General features: G+C 27.7%; 31 protein-coding genes and 1 pseudogene. 21 read left to right on the top strand and 11 right to left on the bottom strand.

Going from position 1 to position 24,644, the window contains the following annotated elements:
- From JK635_RS02020 to JK635_RS01970, 11 genes are all read right to left on the bottom strand, one after another.
- Complete coding sequence (locus JK635_RS02020; RefSeq protein ID WP_202651942.1) at window positions 1–216, bottom strand: hypothetical protein; 216 nt, start codon at window positions 214–216, stop codon at window positions 1–3.
- Window positions 217–430: 214 nt separating this feature from the next.
- Complete coding sequence (locus tag JK635_RS02015; RefSeq protein ID WP_202651940.1) at window positions 431–853, bottom strand: hypothetical protein; 423 nt, start codon at window positions 851–853, stop codon at window positions 431–433.
- Window positions 854–983: 130 nt separating this feature from the next.
- The gene (locus JK635_RS02010; protein ID WP_202651938.1) at window positions 984–1,595 is read right to left on the bottom strand and encodes a hypothetical protein; all 612 of its coding nucleotides are present in this window, start codon (window positions 1,593–1,595) and stop codon (window positions 984–986) included.
- A 149-nt stretch (window positions 1,596–1,744) separates the two neighbouring features.
- Window positions 1,745–2,074 carry a hypothetical protein gene (locus JK635_RS02005; protein ID WP_202651936.1) on the bottom strand — a complete coding sequence of 110 codons (330 nt, stop codon included), beginning with the start codon at window positions 2,072–2,074 and terminating at the stop codon, window positions 1,745–1,747.
- Window positions 2,075–2,381: 307 nt separating this feature from the next.
- Window positions 2,382–2,618: a hypothetical protein gene (locus JK635_RS02000; RefSeq protein ID WP_202651934.1), complete on the bottom strand. Its 237-nt coding sequence runs from the start codon at window positions 2,616–2,618 to the stop codon at window positions 2,382–2,384.
- A gap of 183 nt (window positions 2,619–2,801) precedes the next feature.
- Window positions 2,802–3,290, bottom strand: a complete 489-nt coding sequence (locus JK635_RS01995) for a hypothetical protein (protein ID WP_202651932.1) — start codon at window positions 3,288–3,290, stop codon at window positions 2,802–2,804.
- A 251-nt stretch (window positions 3,291–3,541) separates the two neighbouring features.
- Complete coding sequence (locus JK635_RS01990; protein ID WP_202651930.1) at window positions 3,542–4,003, bottom strand: hypothetical protein; 462 nt, start codon at window positions 4,001–4,003, stop codon at window positions 3,542–3,544.
- Between the two features lie 15 nt (window positions 4,004–4,018).
- Window positions 4,019–4,357: a hypothetical protein gene (locus tag JK635_RS01985; RefSeq protein ID WP_202651928.1), complete on the bottom strand. Its 339-nt coding sequence runs from the start codon at window positions 4,355–4,357 to the stop codon at window positions 4,019–4,021.
- Window positions 4,358–4,404: 47 nt separating this feature from the next.
- Window positions 4,405–4,563 carry a hypothetical protein gene (locus JK635_RS01980; RefSeq protein ID WP_202651926.1) on the bottom strand — a complete coding sequence of 53 codons (159 nt, stop codon included), beginning with the start codon at window positions 4,561–4,563 and terminating at the stop codon, window positions 4,405–4,407.
- On the bottom strand, window positions 4,560–4,820 hold the full coding sequence (locus JK635_RS01975) for a hypothetical protein (RefSeq protein WP_202651924.1): 261 nt from the start codon (window positions 4,818–4,820) through the stop codon (window positions 4,560–4,562). The genes JK635_RS01980 and JK635_RS01975 overlap by 4 nt, the downstream gene beginning before the upstream one ends.
- Window positions 4,821–4,860: 40 nt before the next feature.
- The gene (locus JK635_RS01970) at window positions 4,861–5,358 is read right to left on the bottom strand and encodes a hypothetical protein (protein ID WP_202651922.1); all 498 of its coding nucleotides are present in this window, start codon (window positions 5,356–5,358) and stop codon (window positions 4,861–4,863) included.
- Window positions 5,359–6,373: 1,015 nt separating this feature from the next.
- On the opposite strand from JK635_RS01970, the gene JK635_RS01965 reads away from it, so the two are divergent.
- The 21 genes and pseudogenes from JK635_RS01965 to JK635_RS01865 all read left to right on the top strand — a co-directional run bounded on the left by JK635_RS01965 (window position 6,374) and on the right by JK635_RS01865 (window position 24,624).
- The gene (locus tag JK635_RS01965) at window positions 6,374–6,559 is read left to right on the top strand and encodes a hypothetical protein (RefSeq protein ID WP_202651920.1); all 186 of its coding nucleotides are present in this window, start codon (window positions 6,374–6,376) and stop codon (window positions 6,557–6,559) included.
- 30 nt (window positions 6,560–6,589) lie between these two features.
- Window positions 6,590–6,889, top strand: a complete 300-nt coding sequence (locus tag JK635_RS01960; protein ID WP_202651918.1) for a hypothetical protein — start codon at window positions 6,590–6,592, stop codon at window positions 6,887–6,889.
- A 150-nt stretch (window positions 6,890–7,039) separates the two neighbouring features.
- Complete coding sequence (locus tag JK635_RS01955) at window positions 7,040–8,641, top strand: hypothetical protein (RefSeq protein WP_202651917.1); 1,602 nt, start codon at window positions 7,040–7,042, stop codon at window positions 8,639–8,641.
- A gap of 204 nt (window positions 8,642–8,845) precedes the next feature.
- Window positions 8,846–9,283 (top strand): hypothetical protein, encoded by a 438-nt coding sequence (locus tag JK635_RS01950; protein WP_202651915.1) that lies wholly within the window; start codon window positions 8,846–8,848, stop codon window positions 9,281–9,283.
- A gap of 182 nt (window positions 9,284–9,465) precedes the next feature.
- Window positions 9,466–9,747 (top strand): annotated as a pseudogene (locus tag JK635_RS01945) (hypothetical protein); the annotation flags it as partial.
- 450 nt (window positions 9,748–10,197) lie between these two features.
- Window positions 10,198–10,914 (top strand): hypothetical protein, encoded by a 717-nt coding sequence (locus JK635_RS01940; RefSeq protein WP_235887839.1) that lies wholly within the window; start codon window positions 10,198–10,200, stop codon window positions 10,912–10,914.
- A 217-nt stretch (window positions 10,915–11,131) separates the two neighbouring features.
- A complete protein-coding gene (locus tag JK635_RS01935) occupies window positions 11,132–12,307 on the top strand; it encodes a PhoH family protein (protein WP_202651911.1) in 1,176 nt (391 codons plus the stop codon).
- A gap of 81 nt (window positions 12,308–12,388) precedes the next feature.
- Entirely contained in the window at window positions 12,389–12,580 is a 192-nt protein-coding gene (locus tag JK635_RS01930; RefSeq protein ID WP_202651909.1) for a YonK family protein, read from the top strand.
- Window positions 12,581–12,590: 10 nt separating this feature from the next.
- A complete protein-coding gene (locus JK635_RS01925) occupies window positions 12,591–13,781 on the top strand; it encodes a metallophosphoesterase family protein (protein ID WP_202651907.1) in 1,191 nt (396 codons plus the stop codon).
- A gap of 169 nt (window positions 13,782–13,950) precedes the next feature.
- Window positions 13,951–14,868, top strand: a complete 918-nt coding sequence (locus JK635_RS01920; RefSeq protein ID WP_202651905.1) for a YonG family phage-derived protein — start codon at window positions 13,951–13,953, stop codon at window positions 14,866–14,868.
- Entirely contained in the window at window positions 14,868–16,616 is a 1,749-nt protein-coding gene (locus JK635_RS01915; protein ID WP_202651903.1) for a hypothetical protein, read from the top strand. Before JK635_RS01920 ends, JK635_RS01915 begins: the two co-directional genes overlap by 1 nt.
- Before the next feature lie 30 nt (window positions 16,617–16,646).
- Window positions 16,647–18,104: a hypothetical protein gene (locus JK635_RS01910; protein WP_235887838.1), complete on the top strand. Its 1,458-nt coding sequence runs from the start codon at window positions 16,647–16,649 to the stop codon at window positions 18,102–18,104.
- A 32-nt stretch (window positions 18,105–18,136) separates the two neighbouring features.
- Window positions 18,137–19,672 carry a hypothetical protein gene (locus JK635_RS01905; protein WP_235887837.1) on the top strand — a complete coding sequence of 512 codons (1,536 nt, stop codon included), beginning with the start codon at window positions 18,137–18,139 and terminating at the stop codon, window positions 19,670–19,672.
- A 72-nt stretch (window positions 19,673–19,744) separates the two neighbouring features.
- Window positions 19,745–20,278 (top strand): hypothetical protein, encoded by a 534-nt coding sequence (locus tag JK635_RS01900; RefSeq protein ID WP_202651902.1) that lies wholly within the window; start codon window positions 19,745–19,747, stop codon window positions 20,276–20,278.
- A gap of 58 nt (window positions 20,279–20,336) precedes the next feature.
- On the top strand, window positions 20,337–21,344 hold the full coding sequence (locus JK635_RS01895; RefSeq protein ID WP_202651900.1) for a YonB family capsid-like protein: 1,008 nt from the start codon (window positions 20,337–20,339) through the stop codon (window positions 21,342–21,344).
- A 79-nt stretch (window positions 21,345–21,423) separates the two neighbouring features.
- On the top strand, window positions 21,424–21,972 hold the full coding sequence (locus JK635_RS01890) for a hypothetical protein (RefSeq protein ID WP_202651898.1): 549 nt from the start codon (window positions 21,424–21,426) through the stop codon (window positions 21,970–21,972).
- A 16-nt stretch (window positions 21,973–21,988) separates the two neighbouring features.
- Complete coding sequence (locus tag JK635_RS01885; protein ID WP_235887836.1) at window positions 21,989–22,414, top strand: hypothetical protein; 426 nt, start codon at window positions 21,989–21,991, stop codon at window positions 22,412–22,414.
- Complete coding sequence (locus JK635_RS01880) at window positions 22,411–22,719, top strand: hypothetical protein (protein WP_202651896.1); 309 nt, start codon at window positions 22,411–22,413, stop codon at window positions 22,717–22,719. The genes JK635_RS01885 and JK635_RS01880 overlap by 4 nt, the downstream gene beginning before the upstream one ends.
- 2 nt (window positions 22,720–22,721) lie before the next feature.
- On the top strand, window positions 22,722–23,390 hold the full coding sequence (locus JK635_RS01875) for a hypothetical protein (RefSeq protein WP_202651894.1): 669 nt from the start codon (window positions 22,722–22,724) through the stop codon (window positions 23,388–23,390).
- Between the two features lies 1 nt (window position 23,391).
- Window positions 23,392–23,892: a YomW family phage-derived protein gene (locus JK635_RS01870; RefSeq protein ID WP_202651892.1), complete on the top strand. Its 501-nt coding sequence runs from the start codon at window positions 23,392–23,394 to the stop codon at window positions 23,890–23,892.
- A gap of 9 nt (window positions 23,893–23,901) precedes the next feature.
- Window positions 23,902–24,624: a hypothetical protein gene (locus JK635_RS01865; RefSeq protein ID WP_202651890.1), complete on the top strand. Its 723-nt coding sequence runs from the start codon at window positions 23,902–23,904 to the stop codon at window positions 24,622–24,624.
- Window positions 24,625–24,644 lie beyond the last annotated feature (20 nt).

The following is a 24,644-nucleotide window of genomic DNA, read 5'->3' as shown; positions in this document are numbered from 1 at the left end:
TCAGATAACCTCCAATAAATTGTTATTGTTTAAAAAGTCATATGCTTCATATACGTTGTAGAATTTTTTACCTTCTTGACCGATCAATAAATTTTCTTCGTCTACTCCGAAACCATCTGTTATAAATATTGAAATGTTGTTGAATTCAACGTCTACCAACTCATAATTTATTTTCTTGCCGTTTTCTTTTAATAATAAAAATAACTGCTCTTTCATTTCTGTTACCTCCTATATTTTCCTAATTTTATTATAAATTTGTTTGGTCAGGCAGTCCACTGTTATTGTGAAATGCCTGTTATATTTGTTTAAATCTGTTCAACTTTTATGCATTGTTGCATGTTATCTGTTATATGTCCAATGTTGATATATTGTCCGAGAAAGTAATTTTTCATAGTGTACCCGTCAATGTATGTGTATTTAATTGTTATCATTAGACTACACCACCCCATACAAATTTATCAATATTATGTTTCTTTGCATATTCGTTTACAATGTGAGGCAATCCTTTTTCATTTACTAAATCTTCAAAATGATATTTGTTAATGAATTGATGATCAAGTAAGTTGCTATTTTGATCTTTTAGCATAAGGCAAGTTGTGTTTTCAGCAAATTCAATTGTTAGTGTATCACTTTCATATAATTTACTAATTATATGTTTTAGCACTGGTGATCCGCCGTTATCTGCAATTTTTGTATTTATAATGTAGAATTTATTAATCAATTCATCAATTTCACTTCCGAATTTTCCGAGATAATTTAAAATTAATTCTCTACTTTCTTCCTGTACTCTGTTCAGTAATCCAATTTCACTAATGATTCCTTGGGATACTTTTACTAATTCATATTTATTCATTATATTTCCCTCCCATTAGCCTGTTATAAGGCTGTTATTAGTTAATTCGTTTCAGTGATTCTACAATCAATCTGTTATGTTAATTTATAAGTATTTAGATTGATCATAGAACCCATTGAAAGGAATTAACTTAGCTTATTTTCCTTACATAATCTTCCCGAATATAATTATTAATGTTTTCTGCATAGCTACCTTGATTATTTGAATATTTATTTACAAATGGCATTCCTAAAACTTTTGTTCCATTTACATATTTATCTTCACCGAATCCTACCACTGTATAAGTATTTACTACTCCAGTGTGATCCATTAAAAGTACTTCATCATTGATTTTCAATGTTTTAACTGGAACTTCTTTAGATTCTAAGTATTTTCCTAATTGTTGTTTTACTGGTTGCGCCTTATCAATTTCAATTAGCATTTCTTGTAAATCATATGAACGTTGTTCCCTTCCGTCAAAATCTTCCCTTCCTACAATTTCCCATCCATCTATGATATAAACTCCGTTATCTCCCCGTGATTCTGTGCAGTCTGTTATACCAATACTTAAACCATCACCACCGAAAAAGTTGCTTACCACTTGGCAAAATCTAGCCATCCCATAATCATCATTAAATTCTCGGAATCCCCTTAATTCACAATATTTTAAAAATGCTTCCACACTATCTCTTCCACCGTTCCAGTGAAGATACACACCTTTGTTATTGTTACCTTTTGCCTTTAAAATTGCTCTGTTTCCCATTGTTATTCCCTCCTTGGTAATTGTTTATTTGTTTAACTCTTTATAGATATTATATCATTTATACTTAGATATTTCAGGCATATTTATTTATTTTTATTTAAGGAAACACTTTTTTTAAAATGTTCCCTTGTTATAACGCTGTTATATATTTAATACTCTTCTATATCATATCCCCATTTTTCAATGAGTGTTAATTGTTCTTTTGTTAATTCTTGACCTTTAGAAATTAAAGCGAATTTTGTTTCTGGTACTAATCTAACTACTTTTAATTGATCGTGTACATCGTCCCAAAAATTATTATCATATCTATCTGATTCCATTAGGCATTCAATCATTCTGTGATCCTCGGAACGATTACCATAATCAAACATCCCGTCAATCATTAGACCATTTGGAAATATATAAATTGCTTCATTGCCATTATTCGTAAATGTATATCCGTTTTCTTCTAATTCGTTAATAATTTGATTCATGTTCATTTTAATTTCCTCCTTGGAAAATATGTATTTGCTATCTTTATACATAGTATATCACCAATATTAATTAATATCAACTAATATTTATATATTTATAATTACAAGTATGTTACAAAGAATGATTATTTTTCACATACTTGTAATTATAAAGAAAAAGAGCCTTATTTAAGGTTCTTAATTTAGGTTATATTTTTCGGCATAAGCAGATAAAAAAGCTTTATTAAAAAATTGAGTATCAAACCATAGATCAAATTTAATTCTATTTCCTATTTTTGGACGTATTTTGGACATATTAAACAACCAGCCCTTTTTATTGGGCTGGTATACTCTTAACTATTTCTTTAAAGTCATATGGTTTACTTAATCTTTCATCTAATGTTTTGATGTAATTATCATATTTGTTTGGATAATTATTTTTCATATATTCCAATTGCTCTGATCTTCCTTTTAGGATGTTTTTAAGATTATTATTTGATCCGTAGTTACCCTTTCTTAAACATCTTTCGCTATCTGCTAAACATTGACAAAGTGTTTTATAGTTGATCATTTTTAATACTCCTTTATATTGAATTTATTTAACTTTAATTAAATTATAACCTATTTTTGATTATGCGTAAAGATTTATTTGATTATTTTTATTTAACTTTTCGACAAAATTATTATGGTCCCAATTCCCATAAAAAGATAATTTTTAAATTGTTCCCCCTAACAAAAGAAAAAAACAAACATTTTAGAGTCTGCCTTCAAGTTCTTTTATTTTATTATTTATTATTTGAACTAATTCTTGATCAGTTTTACCTTTTAGCATTTCTTTGAAAATTACAATTTGTTCAATTATTTTTTCATTTTGTCGCTGTTTATATATTTTTTTAGCTTCATTTATAAATTCTTTGTCATTCTCATCTGATTTTCCATAAGCAATATTTTTATCTTTGTATGATACACTACAATCATACTCACCATATGAACCGCAAAAGAAGTTTCCATATAATTTTTCAATTTGTTTTTCGGAGTTGTAATATTCTACATTGCCATTATTGAAAAGGATATATTTACCTTGCTTATCTCGCTCAATCCGTTTTTGATAATTTTCGTAAGTTTCTTTATCAACCTCTTGTATTCCTGAACCGCTACAAGTAAAACAAATTCCATTTTCGACGTGTGCGAATTGTTGTAAAACTCCGTGACCTTTGCAATTTTGGCATTTAATTTTATACATTTTTATCCGCTCCTTATTAACTTATCTTTAATTAAATTATATAACACAGATCACTAAAATACAACAACTATTTTTTATGTTTATATAATTAATTTAAATTATTTTCAAACGCTCATAATTGCCCATTTTTAGTGTTTACAGGTTCCGAATAGTCTAATACCCTAAGTTAAAGTGAGGATTTTATAAAGGTGAAATAGGCTTAAAATTGATATTATATGGGCTGGATCATAAGCAAAATAAAAACCTACCATTTAGGCAGGTTGTAAAGATTGCTTATATATCGGAGTAAATACGTTTATTGTTTGTTGATCAATATATTTTTCTTCAAAGCAATTATCATATTTCATAAGATAAATTTCTTGTATTACCAGCTTATCGGATTGACTGACATTATTCTTATATTCGTTCCAGATTGCTTTCATTTCTTCAAAATTTAGATTCATGATAAAATTGATAATTATTTGTTTATTTTGTTTAGATATTTCCTTTTGTTCTTTAATTTCCTGTTGCCGTTTCATTTCTGCATCAAATTCCTTTGATACTTCTATAAAATCCTCCTTACCTTTTATATAATGGCTTCTAAGATGGTTATTCAGTATTAAGTGTTTACAATATTCGTCCCATGCTACATGTGGATCATTATTTGTTTTTTCAAGCCATTCTGAGACATCTTCCTTCATCCATTTCATTTCTAATTTTGTACGTTTTTTCATTTTGATTAACTCCTTTTATTGATTTATTTTTTCAATATTTGTAATAACGTCCCATTCTCCTTTTGGAAAAGATACTCTTATTTTGTCTCCAGTTTGTATTATTGTCCCTTTTGGTATATTTGCATTGACAAAATATATACCTGTATCATTATTTGTACTTTTACCATAATAACCGCTTGGATCAATTTTGGTTATTATATATTCGTATGTTTCTATAGCTTTAGTATGAGCTGTTGTGGGATTTACTGGTTGGTTCGTAGTATTCCATTTGGTAAAGATTATTAGAGTAACAAATACAAGGCAAATTATAATAATTAGAGATGCTATTATTTTTTCAATATTTATTTTTAACATTTGATTAACTCCTTTTAATATATTTTTTTGTAGGAATAAAGCAGCTTTTACACTGCCTTATTCCAGCTTTTTTCTAGTATGATCATGTTTTCTATTCCTTTTATTTCTGATTTTAACTCCTTTTCCATTTGCTTCAATTCCTTAATTTTCGCTTGAATTTCTGCCAGCTCTGATTGTTTCTCGTCTAATTCATTTTGCCAATTCATTTAGATACCCTCACTTGATCCGCTTTACTCCATATTTCTTCTAGGTTTACATGGTCTGGTATCAATTGCATCCCTAACGGACTGTCTTTCATGTATTTAACTATTTCAACTGCATCTTTTAGAGCGTTGTAGTAGACGTCCATAGAGTCTCTATGTCTATGCAAGTAACTGCCATCATGTAGATATTGTATATATTCCATGATATTACCGAGCCTTTCACCAATTTTTAACGCTTGATTAATTTGTAAAAGATTCATAATGTATAACCTCCAAAAATCAATATTTATTTAACTATCTTTAGTTTACTACATTAGCGGATTCTTGGACTAAAATATTTTCAAATTTTTTTATTGTTTCTTTGCATTGCTTTATTACATCAATGTACAATTGTCGTTTATCTATTTCTTTTATTCCTAGTAGTTTTGTCTCATATTTGTTGATCAAGTCATGACAGTGATTGATCCTGTTTGATATTGCTAATACTTTTCTTTGCCATGGATTCATTTTTTCATACTTATTGATTATTTGTTCAATTATATTTATTTCTTTTCGTATTTCATTTATGCTCATACGTTCCATTAATTTATTATTTAAATAGTGTTCATATTCATTTATTTCCTCAATGTAATTATAACTGGCTATCAATTTTAAGTAATTAATGAAGTATTCGTTATCTTTAACGTTTACTGACCAGATACCATCAATAAATGTTAGTTCCCTACCTTTGTAAATTAGATTGACTAGTTCCTTCCATAGCTTGGATTTTTTTGTTTGCTTCATAACCCTAATTGACATATTTTGTAACAACTCCTTAAAATATTTATTGGTTTCCACACTTATAATTATACTACTGCGCAATATGATAGTCTAGTTATATTGATTATATTCATTTATTTATTTTTGCGTATATGGGTTATGGGTACAATGGCAGACACTTTTTTTGATAGTATTGATTATGTGCATGTTTAGTTTATTTAGTATGGATTATGTTTAGTTGATAGTGTGTTCATATATTTATATTATTGTTGTGTATTATGATATTGTTAGTGTTAGTGTTAGTGTTAGTGTATTATGCTATTCTTATTGTTTATATTATGTTTAGTTTGAAGTGTTAAAATATTCCAGCCATGTTATTAGCGACAAAAAAGTTTAATTATATTAAACATTTAAAAAATCGCTCATTTATGATTATTTTCAAAAATTTTACATTTTATTTATTGATGAATTGCAGCGTTGGTAATGTTGATCGTATTATGCGGTGTGTACGGTGTAACAAATATTATATAGGCAATTGATAGCAATATATGGGGGGATATTTTACATTTTTTGTATGAACGTATGTTCGTTGGTTGGACATAGCACATCCATTTCCACACTTAAAATAAAAATATCAATATGACCATCAATACAACTATTTATATCAAATATCTATCGTAAATCATATCGTCAGTACACGATACAAATCCTAATATATCAACGTTTTTACATCATTCACTATTTCCATATATCTTCCCCATTTAACTACAAAATCAACTCAATACCTTGTCACACAATACTTTAACGATATTTCACTAATATTAACTTTTATCAAATAAACAAATAATTAACAAACTCAATTATACCAACGTTTCAAGCACTTTTTCTTATTTTAATCGACATCTTCACTATCGTGTCTATTTTCGTATTTATAATTAAAATCATACTCGACACTTATATATTTTACTATATTTATAGAATTTTTATTGACTAATGATAAATAAATTGATATAATTAATGTAACTACTGATATAATAGAAAGGTGGTGAAATAAATGAATAAGAAAAAATTTTCTATGGAGGAGGTTGCTAGTTTTCTTGAATACGTGATTATTTCAGATACTGCAACTGAAGAAGAACAAATTTTATATGAAGATTATAAATGGAATGGTAAATTAAGAAATAACCATATTTACAAATCAGTTTTACATAAAATGCGTAATGAATGGTTCGGTAAATAAAAATATATAAATATAAAGGGAGAGACTATTATGGGATATAGTAAAGAGGAACAAGAAACTACATTAGTATATAGTGCAGAAGATAATGAATGGATTGGATATAGTTGCTATTCTCCTCACATTACGAAGATTGTTAAATTACTAGGTATTGAAAATATAGATGCTGAATATGAAGAAGGTAGAGAATCACCTTTAAATATTAAATTTAAAATGAAATTTAATCAAGTTAGTTTCCGTAAAGGAGAAAAAAGGAAAATATCTGAAGAACAACGTGAAAAAGCAGCAGAAAGAATGAAGAATTTACATAAGAAAAATAAACATCAATTTTAATATGAAATTTACTGTTAATTTAATTATAAAAATACTTATATATAATATTGAGTATGATTGGTCTATTAATTATTTAGATATTATAAATCATAATAATTAACTTATAATTATAAACTTAAAATTTATTTTAAAAGTGGAGGAATGTTTAATTTGACAATTAATCTTAATCGACAAGTATATATTTATTCTGTAGATACATCTGCATTTTATAATGAGGATGAACAGAAAATACACAAGAAACTTTTACGTGCCTATAAATATAGAGATCATTTGAAGAAACTTGATGGTGATTACAGTAAAAATAAAAAATATATAAATGAACGCATCAAGTCATTAAAAAATAAATTAATAATTAATATTAAAAGTAATGATGAAATTAGAAATCTTAGACTAGATTCACTCAAGAAGAACAATATCATTTCATTATTTGATTCAGTTTTAACAAGAGTATTAAAAATTGAACAGAATTCATTATCAAAAGATATCATGGTAGTACAAACGTATTATTTTCAGATTCTTGAGGATTTAATAAAAAATGGATTTATACATGATGGTGAAAAATACATATACTTTACCAGTTCTGCTGGACAAATTAGAACTAAAAAATCAGTATTCATAAAGGAATCATTATGGCTTAAACATAGGGATACTTTAATGTGTGGACTATCTATTGATGATATTAATAATCAAGGTGGAGTAAACATTAATAAATTTCAAGCATACCTCGCATTAAATAATAGTGCTACGGATGAATGGAAAAATTTCAATATACATAGGAGTATTGTTGTAAATGACTTAAAAACAAATGTACATAGTTTAGTAGATTATATTGATCATGAAACTTATGAAATTACTAGACAAGAAATGGATATTCCAATTGAGCATACTGATGGGTGTGGTATGATACTTCCTAGAAAAAGTAAGAAATCTTTTATGTGTAGACTTCCTTGGATTAAAGGATTATTAGTACCATTCCCTTTTGATAAATTTGCTAAAGAAAATGAATCATATATAGTTACAGATATTTACGGTAAAGAATGGGATATTGTAAAAGATAAAATTGAAATCATTTTTACTAAATCACAATTTAAAATGTGGAAATATTATTCATCATGGGGAGACTATAAAGAGAAATTCATTAAACATAATTGTCAAGCTGCTAAGTTAAATGAGGAAGATGTGTCTGCTAATGCAAATATTAATTATCAAATGATCCAAACATTAACGGATATGACTAAAAAAGAATTGACTAAACTTAGTCAAGATACAATTAATGATATTTTACAAATTGGTAGTGACAAAGAAACAATGTTGCGTGTGCTTGGGGCAACTGAATCGAACAAAAGGAAAAATTACTTTCAACAAGCATTAAGTATATATCCTGAATTATTGAATGATGAGCATTCTAAACAAGTCATTAAAGATAAAAAGAAAAAGTTAATTAAAGATGCTTGTGCTGGAAAATTAAATGTAAAAGGAAAGTATACATTCATATGTCCAGATTTGTATGCTTTTTGTGAGAGATTATTTTTAGGAATTGAACAACCTATAGGATTGTTAAAAAATGGAGAAGTTTATTGTGATATTTTTGAAAATGGAAAAGTTGACTGTTTGAGAGCGCCACATCTTTATCGTGAACATGGTGTTCGTACAAACGTTTTAGATGAAGAAAAAGCAAAATGGTTTATAACTCATGGTATCTATACAAGTATTCATGATCCAATTAGCAAAATGCTCCAATTTGATAAGTAACATTGTCAAACCTTATAGAAATATGAGGATATAAAACTTGGTGAACCTGTATATGCAGGGTGTTTGGTTAACGTTCAGTAGCAGTAGGAAATGACTGTTAATAACCAAGCTAACAGGGAAGGCAAATGCCAATCCTGTGCTAAATATAAAATTATCGCAAATAAATTAATAAGTATATAACACGATATGCAAGGAGGTGAATTTATGGAAGCTATAATTGAAGAATTAAAACCTTTAACAATACTTGAAACTGATTTAATTATCAGTAATTTATGTAAGGTTTATAAAAATGGTATTGAATTAAGACAAAATGAAAATTCAGATGGGTATTTAGTTGTATATGTTGGTAATAACAGGTGTGTTGGTGTACATCGGTTAGTGGCTATGACATTTATTAATAATGATAATCCAGAAATAGCAATTGAAAAGCAATCAAGAAAAGGCGTTCAAAATGGAATGGCTAAACCTATCGAATTATATAAAGATGGAAATTTCATAGAAAAATTTGATTACATAGGTGATTGCTGTGTGTTTCTACATGAAAACTATGGGTTTAGCAGCGATCCAGAAGTGATTAGATGTGGAATACGAAGAAGTATTAAACATAGTGTTTCATATAAAGGATTTACATTTAGAAAATAATTAATTTAACATGCGATAATTTTATAGAAGTGCAACGACTATCGAAAGGGTATCTTTAAGTCCAATTAAGGATTTATAGAGAGTAACTGAGTAGAGTACATTTAAGGTGAAATTCCTTAGATGGAAGCGCCAAGAACCTAAGTCAGAAATGATATGGTTAAGATATAGTCTACATTCTCAATTTGAGATATGTGAATGATGGAGATAAGTCACTCGTCATACAAGATGAAGTTCTAGTTAGTGTTGCAGAAAGAAATATGAAAGGTATTGTTCCTTTATATTATGAAATGGCAAAAGCACCTGCTGAACAAGTTAATAGTGAAGATATTTATCATAGTTTAATTTCTGCTTATAAGGCAAATATCGGTGAGATAAGTAATAATATTACAAAAATCTGGAATTCAAATAATGTAAATTTGGATGTTATTAAATGGCTTTGCATGGAAAACAATTTTACTATTGATTAAATTCTTAGTCCTCCCATATAGTAATATATGAGTGTGCAGTCGGTGAACCTAGAAATCTAGGGTGTATGATTGACGTTTAGGAGTGGTAGGAAATAACCATTAACAATCATGCTAACAGGGAAAATCTAAGTAATACACTTCAGATATTATATAAATAATAAATTAACTTAATAGGATGTTATATAATTTAAATTTATTAATAAAAAATAGCATGAAAATTCATGTGGCATCTATAAAATGATATAAGTACATGTAATATTTACATTGATCAAACAAAATAGAACTTATAAAAATGTGAAGTAATATTAATAATTGAAGTGTATTATATGACAATCCTGTGCCAAGTCTCTAGTTAGAGAAAGGTGCAACGACCATCCTGAAGAGGAGTAGGTTTAAGGTGAAATTCCTTATTCCGAAGTGCCGACCAACTATATAATAGTTGATGATATGGTCTATTCCCTTTTAAATATAGCGAAAGCTAGGGTAGAAAAGTATGCCAAAACTTTATACATGCCAACTAGACCAGATGATGTGAATAAGATTATTTCAAAATACATAAAAGCAAAAACACCACATTTCTTTATTTATGCGAAGGATAAGAAAAAGGAAAATGTTGAACCATTAAATGACAGTGTTGTAAATAATTTGGAAGATATTATTCCTAAAAAAAGAATTAATTTCGTAAAGATTGCTGGTAAATTTAATTACAGGATGTTAATGAGTGGAAATGTTGAGAGGATTGATAAAAATATAATTCAAAAATATAAAGAATTAGACAGAAATAAGAAATGGATTAGCAATAAATTAGATGATAATTCAACAAATAAAAAAATATACATATATAAATTTATAAGAGAAGAATTATCTTCATTGCAATTTGATGAAAGTAGAATAGTAGATATTTTAGTTGAATATTTATATGGACGAAAAAATAGCAGTTTCAAGGAAACTTTATGGTGGGTTTATGGAGATATTTTATTGTCAAATTTGAGAGAAAACCTAAAAGAAACAAAACAGTGCGAGTGTTGTGGAATAAGAATTAAAATTATTAACAATCAAAGTAAGTATTGTGAAAATTGTTTTAATAGAAGAAGAAAAGAATATAAAAGAAAAAAGGAAAAAATGTATAGAATGAAAAAACGTGGACAATTGGAAGGAAGTTAAACTATTGATATATTAACACCTTAAAAATATAAGAATTGTGATGAATGTTTATAAACATTGATATATTAATGATTGTTAAAGTTTTTCCTTAATAGTCTACAAAGGAGGTTAAGGTTAATGTACAAGTTTAAAAGCTAGAGTCTCTCCTATTTTATTTTTAATAAAAATTATATAAATATTTTACATTAAACAAAAAAACTACCAAGTGAGGTATTTTATGGACAAACTATATCTAATTGATACAAATGTACTGCTAGAAAGTCCAGAAGTTATAAAAGAATATAATGTAGTAATTTCAGGTTTAGTGTTGCGTGAACTTGAAAAACATAAACTAAGTTATAATAAAGAATTAGCATTTAACGCTAGAATAGCTACTAGATTTATTAATGAAAATGTAGATAATTTAATATTCGATTTAAAAGATTATCAAGTTACTTTTGATGAAAGTTTAGATAAAGATTATACAGATAATAAAATTCTTCAAAGTTGTCTTGATAATTCATATTCATTAATAACGAATGATTTACTATTAAAATTAAAAGCAAAAGGATTAAATATTGAAGTTATTAGTCCTAAAGATAATGATGATTTAGATTATAAAGGATATAAATTTGTTGATCTATCTGATAGTGAAATTGCTTATTTTTATGAACATATAAATGAAAATATTTATAATTTATACATAAATCAATATTTAATTATTAGAGATTTAACAAAAAATACAATTGATAAATATCGTTGGAACGGAAAAGAACATATTAAATTAAAGATTCCACCAAAGAAATTTATTAGACCGGAAAATGATTTACAGGAATGTGCGCTAGATTTATTAAATGATACTTCTATTCCAATAAAAATTATTGCAGGAAATTTCGGTAGTGGTAAAACATTTCTAGCTGTTAAAATGGCAATTTATCATATTAATGAAAAAGGAAATTATGCTAAATTAATGGTAGTTCGTAATCCAATTGGTACAGGTGAAAGTATTGGTTGGTTAAAAGGAACAAAAGAAGATAAGACAGATGATTTCTTTGTACCAGTTATTCAAAATCTTGATGGTGGAGAATTTGAAGCTGATAAAATGATTCAAAGTGGTAAATTATTAAAAAATATTCCGTTTTTTATGAAGGGAATAACTGTAGATGATTCATTTATGTTGGTTGATGAAGCAGAAGATTTAGACGTAAAATTGATTAAAACAATTGGAACTCGTTTAGGTAAAAATGCTTGTGTTGCTTTTTCAGGAGATTATCAACAAAGTGAAGATAAATTTATATACAATAATGGATTAGTTACTGCTATTGATAAATTAAAAGGTAATCCATTGGTTGGAATTATAGTATTAGATAGAGATGTCCGTTCAGAAGCAAGTAAGGTGTTTGCTGATTTATAAATAATTAAATTAATATGAAAATTTAACCCCACATTTATTTGTTGGGGTTTTTGTTTTGAGGAGAAAAAGGAGGAAATAAGAATGGCTAAGTTATATAATTCTTTAAATTTTAAGTGTGCAGAGATTTCATTAGATGATAATACAATTACTGAAATAACAAAAGATGGTGAAATTGTACATAATCTTTCAGATGTAATTGCTTTGTTTAAAGATAAATCAATGGATATTACATTCGAAGAAGCTAAAGATGTAGTATTCAATGATGAAGAATAGGAGGGAAAGTATGTCAGATAATCCTATTCTAAAACGTAAAGAAGAAGAAAGTTTTCTTGATTATCAAATTAGATTATTTTCTAATAAGGATGAGTATGAAATTGATTCATATCAAATTGCTGATTTATTAAATGCTGAATATGGAAGTAATTATTCTGAAAGTAAATGGCGCAAAGATTATGCTGCTTATGTATATTGGAAAGATTATATTATAAGTAAAAATCTTGATGATGAAATACTGGATAAATATGAAAAAGTTAGAATTGAATCTGAAAAAGAAAAAATACGCAAAAATGATCAGAAACGTGAATATCGTAAATTGATATCAAATCAAGCTAGATTTGAAGCAATTAAAGATGATATATATAATGCAATTTTACATATTGAAAAGAAAAAACCATTATATTTTGATAGCCCAACTATTTCAAATTTTGATGGCAAGGAAGGTCTTGCTTTATTTTCTGATTGGCATTATGGAATGGATATTGATAATTCTATTAATGTGTTTAATAAAGATATATTTAATAAACGTATTAATAAATTAATAAATAAAATAATTGAATATGGCACATTAAACAATATCAGTACATTACATATTGCTAATCTTGGTGATTTAGTTGGAGGATTAATTCATGTATCTACAAGAGTGCAAGCAAATGAAGATGTGATTGGACAGATTAAATATGTATCAGAAACTTTATCAGAGATTTTAAATAAATTATCTTCAATCTTCCCAATGATTAAATTTTATAATGTGGTCGGTAATCATGGCAGAACTCAAGCTAATAAACATGATGTTGGAATGAAAGAAAATTTTGAATATCTTATTCCTTGGTACCTCGAAGCAAGATTAAGAAATCATTCAAATATCGAAATTATTACTGAACAAGATGGTTACATTACTACAAGTATTTTTAATAATGAAATTGTATTTGTGCATGGTAACTATGATAGAGTTGATCAATGTGTAACTAGACTTCCACAAGTTTTAGGATATGTTCCTGATTACATAATTGGTGGTCATGTCCACCACAACTACGAAAAAGAATACGGTGCGACTACCGTTATAGTAAATAGTTCTTTAATTGGAGTTGACGATTTTGCTATGCAAGGGAGATTCTGTGCAAAACCTAGTCAGAAATTCATGATTTTTGATAAAGAAGAAGGACTAGAATCAACTTATATTATTAAATTGAAATAAAAATAGTATGATTAATTTTACAAGCCACTTATTACCCATGTAGTAAGTGGCTTATTACAATATTTAGGATCATTTAATTGACATTTTATCTATCAAGTTTTCTCCCTCCCTTTTTCTTGGTTTGATGAAGTGTCAATTAAGGGATTCTCTGAAAGGAGGATGATTATTCGTGAGTAAGAAAGTTGAACGTAAAACTTGCTTGGAATGTGGAAAAGAGCAAAGAGCAACAGAATTTTATAAACATGATGCTCCAATTTATCAAGATAAGAAATATCCAATCTGTAAAACTTGTATTAAATCTAAATTGAAATTAGATGACCCAATGTCAAGTATAGCAATAGAGTCAGTTAAAGATGTTATGTTGCAAATGAATAAACCATTCATATTAGAATTGTGGATTTCCTCAATTGACGAAGCTAAAAAGACAGGTAAAAAAGATATTTTTGGTCTATATAAGAAGAATGTTGATCAAAATAATGCAGACGGAACGTGGAAAGACAGTATATTTGAGATTCAAGAAATAAGAGAAAATAATGTAAAAGAAACTATTAATACATCGAAAAATTTAAAAGTCGAATTAACTGATGACTTAATTAATAAATGGGGATACGGATATAGTAATGAAGAATATCTAGCATTTGAACGTAAATATAATATGTTAAAGAATAACTACCAAGAAAAAACGGCAATGCATACTGAGGCTTTATTAACATATATTCGGTATCGTGTTAAAGAAGAAATGTCTACTGCCATGAATGATATGAAATCTGCAAAAGAATGGGGTCAGTTGGCACAAAAAGCAGCTAAAGACGCTAAGATTAATCCTTCACAATTAAGTAAATCAGATTTATCAGATGGACTTGATACATTCGGTCAATTAACAAGAACAGTTGAACAAGCAGTAGATATTATTCCTATATTACCACAATTTAAAGAAAGACCACAGGATAAAGTAGATTTTACCATTTGGTGCTATATAAATTATATACGAGATTTAAAAGGATTACCTTTAGCTGAATATGAAGATATCTATCGTTTTTATGAAGAAAGAAAAAAAGAATATGAAGAAAGAGAAGAAATAAATTAATGGGTTCATATTCTAATTTTCAATCAGATAATATGAAAAATAAAAATGATAGATATGATATTTATAACCCAGAATTCAATCCAACTGTAGATGCTAAAGGCAAAGAAGAATTAGATAGCTTTACTAGAAACTTAGATAAATATATTGATTTTGTTAGTTGGGCTAGATTCTACCCTGATCTATTTTGGGATTTAATCACACCAGAAACTGGAGGAATTCGTTTAGATTTAGACCAACGCGTTTTCCTTAGATGTATAGCTAGGTTTATTTCTAACTATGGAGTATTCCCTCGTGGTTACGGTAAAACACTTCTAGAAATTATGGGTATGTATCATACAGGGATATTTTTCCCTGATATAGAAATAACTATGACGGCACAAACTCGTGAAAACGCAGCTAAGTTAATTGACGAAAAGCATAGAGAATTAATTAAATTTTATCCTTTACTTAAAAATGAAATAACTAAATATTCATCATCAAAAGATTCTGTAGAAGTATTATTTACTTCTGGTGGAAGAATTGACGTTTTGGCAAACAACCAAAGCACAAAAGGGGCTAGACGTAAAAGGCTTAATGTCGAAGAGTCGGCTCAATTAAATGCAGCTTTATTTGATGATGTTTTAGAGCCAATTGTAAACGTACCAAGAAGAACGATTGGTAAGAAGGCATTAGTCAACCCAGAAGAGTTGAATGGCCAAATCAATTTCTTTACTACCAGTTGGTATCGTGGAACAGATGAGTATGAACGTAATATCCATATGATTGATGATATGGCCAATCTTAAAGGTAAAATAGTAATTGGTTCTGATTGGCAACTTGCCTGTTCTTATGGAAGAGGAGAAACTAGAGCGCAGATATTAGATAAAAAAGCAAAACTATCTCCTACTTTCTTTGCGTTAAACTATGAGTCTAAATGGGTTGGAGCAGTAGATAATAGCCTTGTTGATATTAATAAGGTAATGAAATTAAGGGTATTACCAAAACCAGATATAAAACAAGATAAAAATTATGAATATGTTGTATCAATGGATGTTGCTCGTAGTTCAAGCGATTCCAACAACCAATCCTCTATTGCTGTTTTGAAATTCAAGCGTGGAAAAAGAGGAAATGTTACTAATATAAAATTAGTAAATTTATTTAACCTTCCAAATGGATTAAATTTTTCTGCACAGACTGTTGAATTAAAAAGAGTTTCTAATCTATATAACCCTAAAGTTGTTGTAGTTGACTGTAATGGTATTGGTTCTGCTATTAAAGACGAAGCATTGAAGTCTACACTTGATCCAATTACAGGTGAAGATTTAGGTTGTTGGGACACTATAAATACTGATGATGAACCTGAAGAAAATAATGCTCCTAAAATACTATATGCTTTGACTGCACAAGGTATAAATAGCGATATCATTGTAAGTTTTATAGACGCTATTGAAAGTGAAAAACTTCAACTATTAGATAAAAAATCAAATGAAGATTATGATGCAACAGATAGAGATAATTTTAATACTATGATTATGCCACATATTCAAACAGATTTTTTATTAGAGGAAATTGCAAACTTAAAATTAAAAATGAATCAAAACGGAAAATATACTGTTGAGCAAATTACTAAAAGGGTTAACAAAGATAGGTATTCTGCAACAGCTATGGGAATATGGTACATAAAAGAATATGAGGATAAATTTGAAAAAGAAATACAGAAGTTTGATGTAAATAAACTATTCATGTTCAAACGTCCGAAATCATTTTAATTAAAAATAAATTAACAAGGAGGTGCAACATTGACAGAAAAAAAAGAATTAATTCCTATTACTTTTGAGCAATTGTCTAAGTTAATTATTAATGATTTAAATTCCATCAATTTAACAAATAAATCATCAATATTAACTAAATACACAAAAGAGCAAATCATTGGTTTCTTAGAAAATCCAATAAAAGCTGAAAAACAATTGAGGCAATTGAGTCAATATTTATTTACTGTATCTCCAAATTATAAACGTTTAATTCAATATTTCGCAGGTATATTACGTTTTGATTATATTGTTGAACCTTATGACTTAGACACTGAAAAAATTGATATTAAATCTTTTAAGAAGCAATATCTAAACACATTAAAAATATTAGAAATTATGAATATACCTCATGAGTTTACTAAAGTATTAAGACATGCTTTTAGAGATGATATATTTTACGGTTATGAACATATGGCAGATAATTCTTATTTTATACAAAGGCTTGACCCTAATTACTGTAAAATAAGTTCAATTGAGGATGGAGTTTATAATTATGCATTTGACTTCACATATTTTAAAAATGACGAAGAAGTAGAAAAATATCCGTTAGAATTTATACAAAAATATAAAAAATATAAATCTAATAAGTCGGAGTACAGATGGCAAGAATTGGATTCTAAAAATACTATTTGTTTTAAGGTGAACGAAGAATTAGATTATCCAATTCCACCTTTTAGTGGTGTATTTGAGTCATTGTTTGATATTGATGAAAATAAACGAATGCGTAAAGTTAAGAATAAAATAGATAACTATATGATTCTTACACAAAAAATTCCAATTGCTGAAAGTTCAGGTGAAGCCAATAAATTTTTAATTGACTTAGATACAGCAACAGCATTCCATAACAAAGCAACACAATCTCTACCTGATGAAGTTGGATTAGTTACAAGTCCAATGTCAATTGAAGCAATTAAATTAGAACGTAAAACGAAAGACTCAGATAATGTAGCTGAAGCCGAAAGAAACTATTATAATGCGGCGGGTGTTAGTCAATTACTATTTAATGCCGATAAAGCAACTAGTTCTGGATTGGCTAAATCAATTATTACTGATGAACAAATTGCCTTTACTTGTTTGCAACAATTTGAACGTTGGATTAATAGAAAACTAAAAAATATAAATAAAAGATTTAAATTTAGAGTTAAGTTTTTAAAAACTACAAATTTTAATATAGATACAGTTCGTGATGGTTTACTTAAATCAGCGCAATACGGATTACCTGTAAAATCAGCATTAGCTGCTACATTGGACTTAACTCCTAGTAGCTTTATAAATATGACATTTTTAGAGAATTCTGTATTAGATTTACCAAATATTCTTATACCATTATCTTCATCTCACACTTTGACTAATAAAGAAGGTGCAGGCGCTCCGAAGAAAAATGAAGATGATTTAACTGAATCAGGAATTATCACAAGAGAAACTGATGGAAATATTAGAGATTAGTCAATAGTTATTATTGGAAGGAGGTGAAATGGTTGGACAAAAAGATTGATAAATTTGTTCCAGTTATTTTTCAGAAACTTAATACATATGAAAATGAAACAGAAGATACAAGATTTTTAAAAGTAAAAATATGGTTAATGCATACTGGTAAAAATCTAAATGGAACTTATTTTGAAAGATCAGTTGTAGAGAATTCTATAAATACTTTGGCTAATACTCCCATACTTGCATATATTGAAGATAATTCAGAAGGTGAAGTAGATTTTTCAGATCATAGAATGGTTTTAGTTAAAGAGGATGGTCAATTTAAAGTTAAATATATTGGTCAAGCTATTGGGGTTATACCTTCTGATAACAATGCCAAATTTGAAAATAGAGTTTGTGATGATGGTGTAGAGCGAGAATTTTTAACTTGTGAAGGTTTGGTTTGGACAAAATGGGATGATCCTATTGATATTTTCAGTAGAGATTCTATAAAATTTCAATCTATGGAGTTGCATGATGATTATGAAGGCGAATGGATGGATGACAACTTATTCCATTTCACTTCATTTAAATTTTTCGGTGCGTGTGCATTAGGTAAAGATGTATTACCTGCAATGAGATCAGCTACTATTGAAGTTCAATTTTCATATGATAATATGTTTAAAGAAATTCAAGAAAAAATTGAACAATTTAAACATATATTCAATCTTAATAAAGAAGGAGGTAGTCAGATAGTGAATGAAAAACTAGAATTATTAACAAAATACTCTTTTACGGAAGAAGATTTAAAACAAAAAAATATTAATATTGAAGATTTCTCTGTTGAAGAACTAGAAACAAAATTACAAGAAATCACCAAATCTGATTTCGTATTAGTTGCTAGTCAATTAAAAGATGAAATTAAATCAGAACTTTACAAAGATTACTTTTATGATGAGTATGGGTACAAATCAAGAAGTTATTGGTATGTTGACCACACTGAAAATATGGTAATTGCCGAGGATACTAAAGATAATTATCGACTAGTAGGTTTTCCTTACTCAGTAAATGGAGATATTGTGGAGATTGATTTTGAAAGTAAAAAACGCATGAAAATTGTTTATGAACCGATTGAAGATAATATTGATATGAGTTTCAATATTACATCTAAAGATAAGGTAGAATATGAATTGAATATTCAAGAAAAGCAATTAGAACAATCATTTACTAAAGAAAAAGAAACTGTAACAAATAAACTTAATGAAGTTACTAAAAAGTTTACAACGCTCGAAGAAGAAGTTAAATCTTTACGTGAGTTCAAAGAATTAAAAATTACTGAAGAAAGAGTAAACAAAGAAACTGAATTATTTGATAGTTTTTCTGCTGAGTTGACTGAAGAAGAGTTGCAACCATTAAAAGAAACAGCATCTGAATTTACTTTAGAACAATTAGAAGAAAAACTTTTCACTCTTGTTGGTAAAAAGAAAGCTAATTTTTCTAAACAACATAAAAAAGAAAAGCAACCAATCAAAATAGAGGTAAAGGAATATAAAGAAGATTCTTTACCTTATGGTGGAATTTTCAGTAAATACACTCAAGAATAAATTTATTTATTAGACATTTCTTATTGTAATGTCTTTTTTTATTTTAATAAAAATATTAGGAGGAAATTAATAATGGCAAATAGTGTAGTAAGACTTGATAAAGTTAAATCTTGTTATGGTGGTCATATTTATTCTGTATTAGCACCTGAAACTATGCAAAATGGTTTTGTAGCAGCACTTAAAGGATTAAAAGATGGTGAACGTGAAATTTACGAAATTCAAAAAGCAGGAACAGAAAAACCTGTAGTATTAATTGCACATTCCCCAATTGTATATGATAATGCTCGTCAAGGTGCTAATTCAGAACAAAATTATGAAATTGAATCTGGAGAAGTAGTTCGTGCTTATGAATTGCAAAAAACAGATATTTTTTCTGTGACTAAAGAAGGTTTAAATTTAACTGAAGATGCTAAAGTTGGTAATTTTGTTGTTGCTGAATCAGACTCATTTAAATTAAAAGAAGTTTCAACAACTACTGGAAGTGAAGCATTCATCGGAAAAATCGTTCGTACTGATGTGGTTGGTTCTACTATTCCAACTGGTCAGGCTGGTTCTATTGGTCGTTTACTTAACTATGTAGTAATCGAAGTAATTAAAAACGATTAATAAAAACAATTAAATTAATGTACAGATTAAATATTATTAATTAGGAGGAATAATTTTAATGAAAAACGAACTTGTAAAACTGTGTGTAGATACAGTTAAAAATCCATCTATTGTACAAAACTTTTCCAAAGGACTTAATCCTAGTGATGTAATTCGTAAAGAATTCTTTGAATTAATTGGTACTGAAAAACCAACATATAAAGATTTGCGTAAACATAAAGTTGAAGTTTTCGAAATTATTGAAGAAGTATTAGATCAAACAGTTATAAATGGTGTAAATGAAGATGATTTCTTTATGCAATTTGCTGAAACTCGCAACGTTGCACTTGGAGATTCAATCGAATTTTATGTTCCAGATAATAGCTTGTTAGTTGCTTCTGAACTTGCAGGAAACCATTGGGATATTTCTCGTCAAAAATTAGATGTTGGTAGCACTTTCACAGTTAAAACTAAATCTTTTGGTTTAGCTGTATATGCAGACTTTATGCAATTCTTAGCTGGTCGTATTGATTTTGCTGAATTAGTTAATAAAGTTGCAAAAGCAATTAAACATAAAATTGCACAAGAAGTAGCGGCTTCGTTTGCAGCAGGTGCAGGTTATTTGCCTACAGAATTCAAAGCCACTGGTTCATATTCAGAAGATAAATTAATGGATATTGTTGGTCACGTTGAAGCTGCAACAGGAACTACTCCAATGATAGTTGGTACTCGTAAAGCGTTGGCTAAAGTTACTGCTGGAGCAAATGTTGCGTTATTCTCTGAAAATATGAAAGATCAATTGAATCAAACTGGACGTATTGCTATGTATAATGGTCTAGTCCTTGTTCAATTACCAAATGTTCATAAAGCTAATACATTTGAATTTGCTTATGATGACAATAAACTTTTAATTCTTCCTTCAAATGATAATCGTCCAGTTAAATTAGTATTCGAAGGTGACAGCCTAGTTAAAGAAGTATCTGATGGTACTCAAAATATGGACATGTCTCTTGAATATAAATTCATGACTAAATTTGGAGTTCAAGTAATCTTCAATACTCTTTATGGTGAATATACTCTATCATAAGATAAATAAACTAATATTGCAAGAGGGCATATTTTATAGTATGTCCTTTTTTTTATGACATACAAGGAGGATTTATTTAATGACTGAATCTAAAAAGACGAATAAAAAAAAGGAAGTAAATAAAAATATTGATAAACCTACATCTGAAATCGTAAAAGAAGTTAAACAAGTAAAACGAAAGAAACAATTAGATCAAGATATTTTAATTCCTTGTCGAAATGTAACTGATGGAATGCTTGTATATATTTCTAAGAAAACAGGATTGGAAACAACTTGGGTTGAACATGATGCCGAGGAATATTTAACAGTAGGTGAATTGCTAACAATGAGGGCTTCTCAACCAAAATTCTTAACAGAACCTTGGCTAGTAATTGATGATGAAGATGCCTCTGAATATCTTGATTTAAAGAAATTGTATGACAAACTTGTAGGAATTGAAGATTTAGATGAATTCTTTGAAAAACCTGTTTCTGAAATGGAGGAAATTCTTAACAAAATTCCTAGAGGTTTAAAAGAAACAATAGGTATTCGTGCTAGAAAGAAGATTGAAGATGAGTCTCTTTATGATACTCGTAAAATAAAATTAATTGAAGAAAAACTTAAAATTGATTTAAGTATTCTTCTATAAATAAGGTGGTGCTAATATGGCAACATCTTACCAAGAAATATACGAAAGATTCACTTCAAAAATTACTGACTTTTATTTAAGTAATCTAACAGATGAAGAAGCAAAAGAATACTTTGAAACATTTTTAAAATCATCCATTATAAAATTTAGATATTGTAATAAATTAAGTGATCGAGATGAAGATTTAAAACAATTTAATAATGATTTAACAGATGAGGAAAAAGAGATACTTTCTATACTTATGATTGTGGAATATTTAACACCTAAACTTTTAACTGATGAATTATTAAAACAGACATTAAATTCAAAAGATTACTACCTTTCCTCTCAGGCAAACCATATTAAAGAGATTCGTGAATTGAGGGATAAATATCAACAAGAAGCAAATAGTTTAATGATATTATATACATTTAATAATTCAAAATTGGACGGATTTCTATGATAAATAAAATTAATAGAGATAGTCCATTATTTAATAGTTATCTAGAAGTGTTAAAAAATCGTATTTTTAAAATCATACCTCTAATGGAAGAAAACAATGAAAATATAACACGTTATATTGAATCTATCTTATTTGAGATGTATGGTTTACAAAATGTAATTAACGGAGTAAAAGAATCTTACAATTATTTATCAATTCTTTGTGGTTTAGAATCTATTTTAATTACAAATAAAGATTTTAAATTTATTAGAAGCGAAATATTCAGGTTACTTGGATTAATTGAGAAACTTCAGAAAGGAGAGTGAGTATGAGTTATTTGGATTTATTTAGGCAACGTACATTATCAAATAGTATTATTACTGCCACAAAAAAAACAATAAATAATAACTTTAATGATTCACTTTTCGTTGAAAAAATCTTAATTAATGACATTGAATATGATGTTCTAATAACACAAGAAAATAAAAGTGAAGATAAAAAATTATTATTTAAACCTGAAACAGTTATTGATATTGGTTCTGTTGTAAAATGGAAAAATTCATATTTTCTTGTAACTGATTTTATTGGTAATGAAATAAATGAAATTTATCCTATTGCAACAATAAAATTATGCAACAATAGATTATCTATTAAAACGATTGATACAAAAGAAATAAAAAAGGATTTAGAAGGTAATCCTATATTAAATAAATTTGGTGATCCAATCTACATTACTAAAGAAGGAAAACTAATAGATATTCCTTGTATTGTACAAAACACTATTACTTCAGGTGATGAAAATAAACAATTTCCACTTCCTCAAGGTTCACTTTATATTACATTGCAATATCAAAAAAATGAAGAAATTCAAATCAATAAGACATTAAGGATGTATAACAATATTTATAAAATAAGAAATATTGATTATACAAATGTAATTGACGAAAAGGGAATTATGATATTGCTAGTTGAACAAGTGACAAGTGAGGCGATGTAATATGGGAATGTATGATGATTTTTTAAGTATCATTAAGTATTTAAAATCAGACGAACAACTATTGAGGTTATTATACTATCCGCCTGATAATGGTAATGATATTGTAGACCCTTTGGATATAAATTTACCAAATATATTAGATATGGATATTGAGGAACGTTCCAAAATTACTAATTTAAGGATTATGAAATCTGCCAAAGTTACAGATTTAGAAAATGATAGTATATGTAGATTATATATATATGCTGGCAGACGTTCTCCAACAAATTACAATTATTTATTTGCTAATCAAGAATTAGTAATAGATATCCTATGTCATAGTAACTTTGAGAATGGTGATTTACGTTCCACTAGAATTACTGATAGGTTAAATGAATTATTTTGTCAAGAAAATTTAGTTGGCATCGGAAAAATGAATTTTATTGGTGCGAGACAAATTAATGCTCCGTATGAATATACAGGTTATCAAATTGTATTTGAATATAGTACATTCAAAAGGTAGGTGTGCTATATGGAAATAATTAAAGATGATGATATTCATTTAAAATTTTTATTGGGGTTACCTGTTCATATTGAAGGAATTGGTAATTTTTATGCGCCTTCCCTTACTGATATTGTTGACATGACAGAAGAAATTTATAATATGTCTATTTCTTCATTATTTTTTGACAAGAATCAGTTGGAAAATAGTCAAATAGAATTAAATAAATATAGTAATTTTTATATTCTTGTGTCTAAACTTATTGCTGATCCAATGTATAGAATGTTATTTTTTAATGGATTAAGTTTACATTTGGATACTAAACCTCAATTTCATTCAGAAGGAATAGTTTATTTTGGAAAATTGAGTGAGGATAGTGTCTTAACTGAAGAAAAATTTGAGTATATTAAGAAATTGGTGAGGATTGCTAATAATTTAGCTGAACCAGAAAAGTATGATGCTGCTAACGAAAAGGCTAAAAAGTTAATTGAGAAAATAAAAAAAAATAGAAAAAATGTAAAAGTACCTCAAAAAATGAATTTACATAGTATCATATCTTCTATTGGCTGGAGATCACAAAATTTTAGATTCATTAGGGATTTAAATATTTATCAACTTTATGATGGTGTTGGTAGGTTAAATGCTATAGATAACTATAATTATACAATGTTTGGAATCTATAACGGAAAGATTGATGGTTCTAAAATAAAGTTACCTGATATAAATTGGGCTAACATTATTAAAAATAATTAAATTAATATTAGGAGGATGAT

The sequence above is a fragment of the Neobacillus paridis genome (assembly GCF_016765675.1).
GTDB classification, from domain to species: Bacteria; Bacillota; Bacilli; order Bacillales; family Cytobacillaceae; genus Neobacillus; species Neobacillus paridis.
Note: the sequence above shows the minus strand (reverse complement) of the source record. Positions and strands in the feature narration are given on the sequence as shown.

Excerpts from the sequence above, each read along its gene's own strand:
- JK635_RS02020 (WP_202651942.1), bottom strand. The coding sequence starts at position 216 with ATGAAAGAGCAGTTATTTTTATTATTAAAAGAAAACGGCAAGAAAATA.
- JK635_RS02015 (WP_202651940.1), bottom strand. The coding sequence starts at position 853 with ATGAATAAATATGAATTAGTAAAAGTATCCCAAGGAATCATTAGTGAA.
- JK635_RS02010 (WP_202651938.1), bottom strand. The coding sequence starts at position 1,595 with ATGGGAAACAGAGCAATTTTAAAGGCAAAAGGTAACAATAACAAAGGT.
- JK635_RS02005 (WP_202651936.1), bottom strand. The coding sequence starts at position 2,074 with ATGAACATGAATCAAATTATTAACGAATTAGAAGAAAACGGATATACA.
- JK635_RS02000 (WP_202651934.1), bottom strand. The coding sequence starts at position 2,618 with ATGATCAACTATAAAACACTTTGTCAATGTTTAGCAGATAGCGAAAGA.
- JK635_RS01995 (WP_202651932.1), bottom strand. The coding sequence starts at position 3,290 with ATGTATAAAATTAAATGCCAAAATTGCAAAGGTCACGGAGTTTTACAA.
- JK635_RS01990 (WP_202651930.1), bottom strand. The coding sequence starts at position 4,003 with ATGAAAAAACGTACAAAATTAGAAATGAAATGGATGAAGGAAGATGTC.
- JK635_RS01985 (WP_202651928.1), bottom strand. The coding sequence starts at position 4,357 with ATGTTAAAAATAAATATTGAAAAAATAATAGCATCTCTAATTATTATA.
- JK635_RS01980 (WP_202651926.1), bottom strand. The coding sequence starts at position 4,563 with ATGAATTGGCAAAATGAATTAGACGAGAAACAATCAGAGCTGGCAGAA.
- JK635_RS01975 (WP_202651924.1), bottom strand. The coding sequence starts at position 4,820 with ATGAATCTTTTACAAATTAATCAAGCGTTAAAAATTGGTGAAAGGCTC.
- JK635_RS01970 (WP_202651922.1), bottom strand. The coding sequence starts at position 5,358 with ATGTCAATTAGGGTTATGAAGCAAACAAAAAAATCCAAGCTATGGAAG.
- JK635_RS01965 (WP_202651920.1), top strand. The coding sequence starts at position 6,374 with ATGAATAAGAAAAAATTTTCTATGGAGGAGGTTGCTAGTTTTCTTGAA.
- JK635_RS01960 (WP_202651918.1), top strand. The coding sequence starts at position 6,590 with ATGGGATATAGTAAAGAGGAACAAGAAACTACATTAGTATATAGTGCA.
- JK635_RS01950 (WP_202651915.1), top strand. The coding sequence starts at position 8,846 with ATGGAAGCTATAATTGAAGAATTAAAACCTTTAACAATACTTGAAACT.
- JK635_RS01940 (WP_235887839.1), top strand. The coding sequence starts at position 10,198 with ATGGTCTATTCCCTTTTAAATATAGCGAAAGCTAGGGTAGAAAAGTAT.
- JK635_RS01935 (WP_202651911.1), top strand. The coding sequence starts at position 11,132 with ATGGACAAACTATATCTAATTGATACAAATGTACTGCTAGAAAGTCCA.
- JK635_RS01930 (WP_202651909.1), top strand. The coding sequence starts at position 12,389 with ATGGCTAAGTTATATAATTCTTTAAATTTTAAGTGTGCAGAGATTTCA.
- JK635_RS01925 (WP_202651907.1), top strand. The coding sequence starts at position 12,591 with ATGTCAGATAATCCTATTCTAAAACGTAAAGAAGAAGAAAGTTTTCTT.
- JK635_RS01915 (WP_202651903.1), top strand. The coding sequence starts at position 14,868 with ATGGGTTCATATTCTAATTTTCAATCAGATAATATGAAAAATAAAAAT.
- JK635_RS01900 (WP_202651902.1), top strand. The coding sequence starts at position 19,745 with ATGGCAAATAGTGTAGTAAGACTTGATAAAGTTAAATCTTGTTATGGT.
- JK635_RS01895 (WP_202651900.1), top strand. The coding sequence starts at position 20,337 with ATGAAAAACGAACTTGTAAAACTGTGTGTAGATACAGTTAAAAATCCA.
- JK635_RS01890 (WP_202651898.1), top strand. The coding sequence starts at position 21,424 with ATGACTGAATCTAAAAAGACGAATAAAAAAAAGGAAGTAAATAAAAAT.
- JK635_RS01885 (WP_235887836.1), top strand. The coding sequence starts at position 21,989 with ATGGCAACATCTTACCAAGAAATATACGAAAGATTCACTTCAAAAATT.
- JK635_RS01880 (WP_202651896.1), top strand. The coding sequence starts at position 22,411 with ATGATAAATAAAATTAATAGAGATAGTCCATTATTTAATAGTTATCTA.
- JK635_RS01875 (WP_202651894.1), top strand. The coding sequence starts at position 22,722 with ATGAGTTATTTGGATTTATTTAGGCAACGTACATTATCAAATAGTATT.
- JK635_RS01870 (WP_202651892.1), top strand. The coding sequence starts at position 23,392 with ATGGGAATGTATGATGATTTTTTAAGTATCATTAAGTATTTAAAATCA.
- JK635_RS01865 (WP_202651890.1), top strand. The coding sequence starts at position 23,902 with ATGGAAATAATTAAAGATGATGATATTCATTTAAAATTTTTATTGGGG.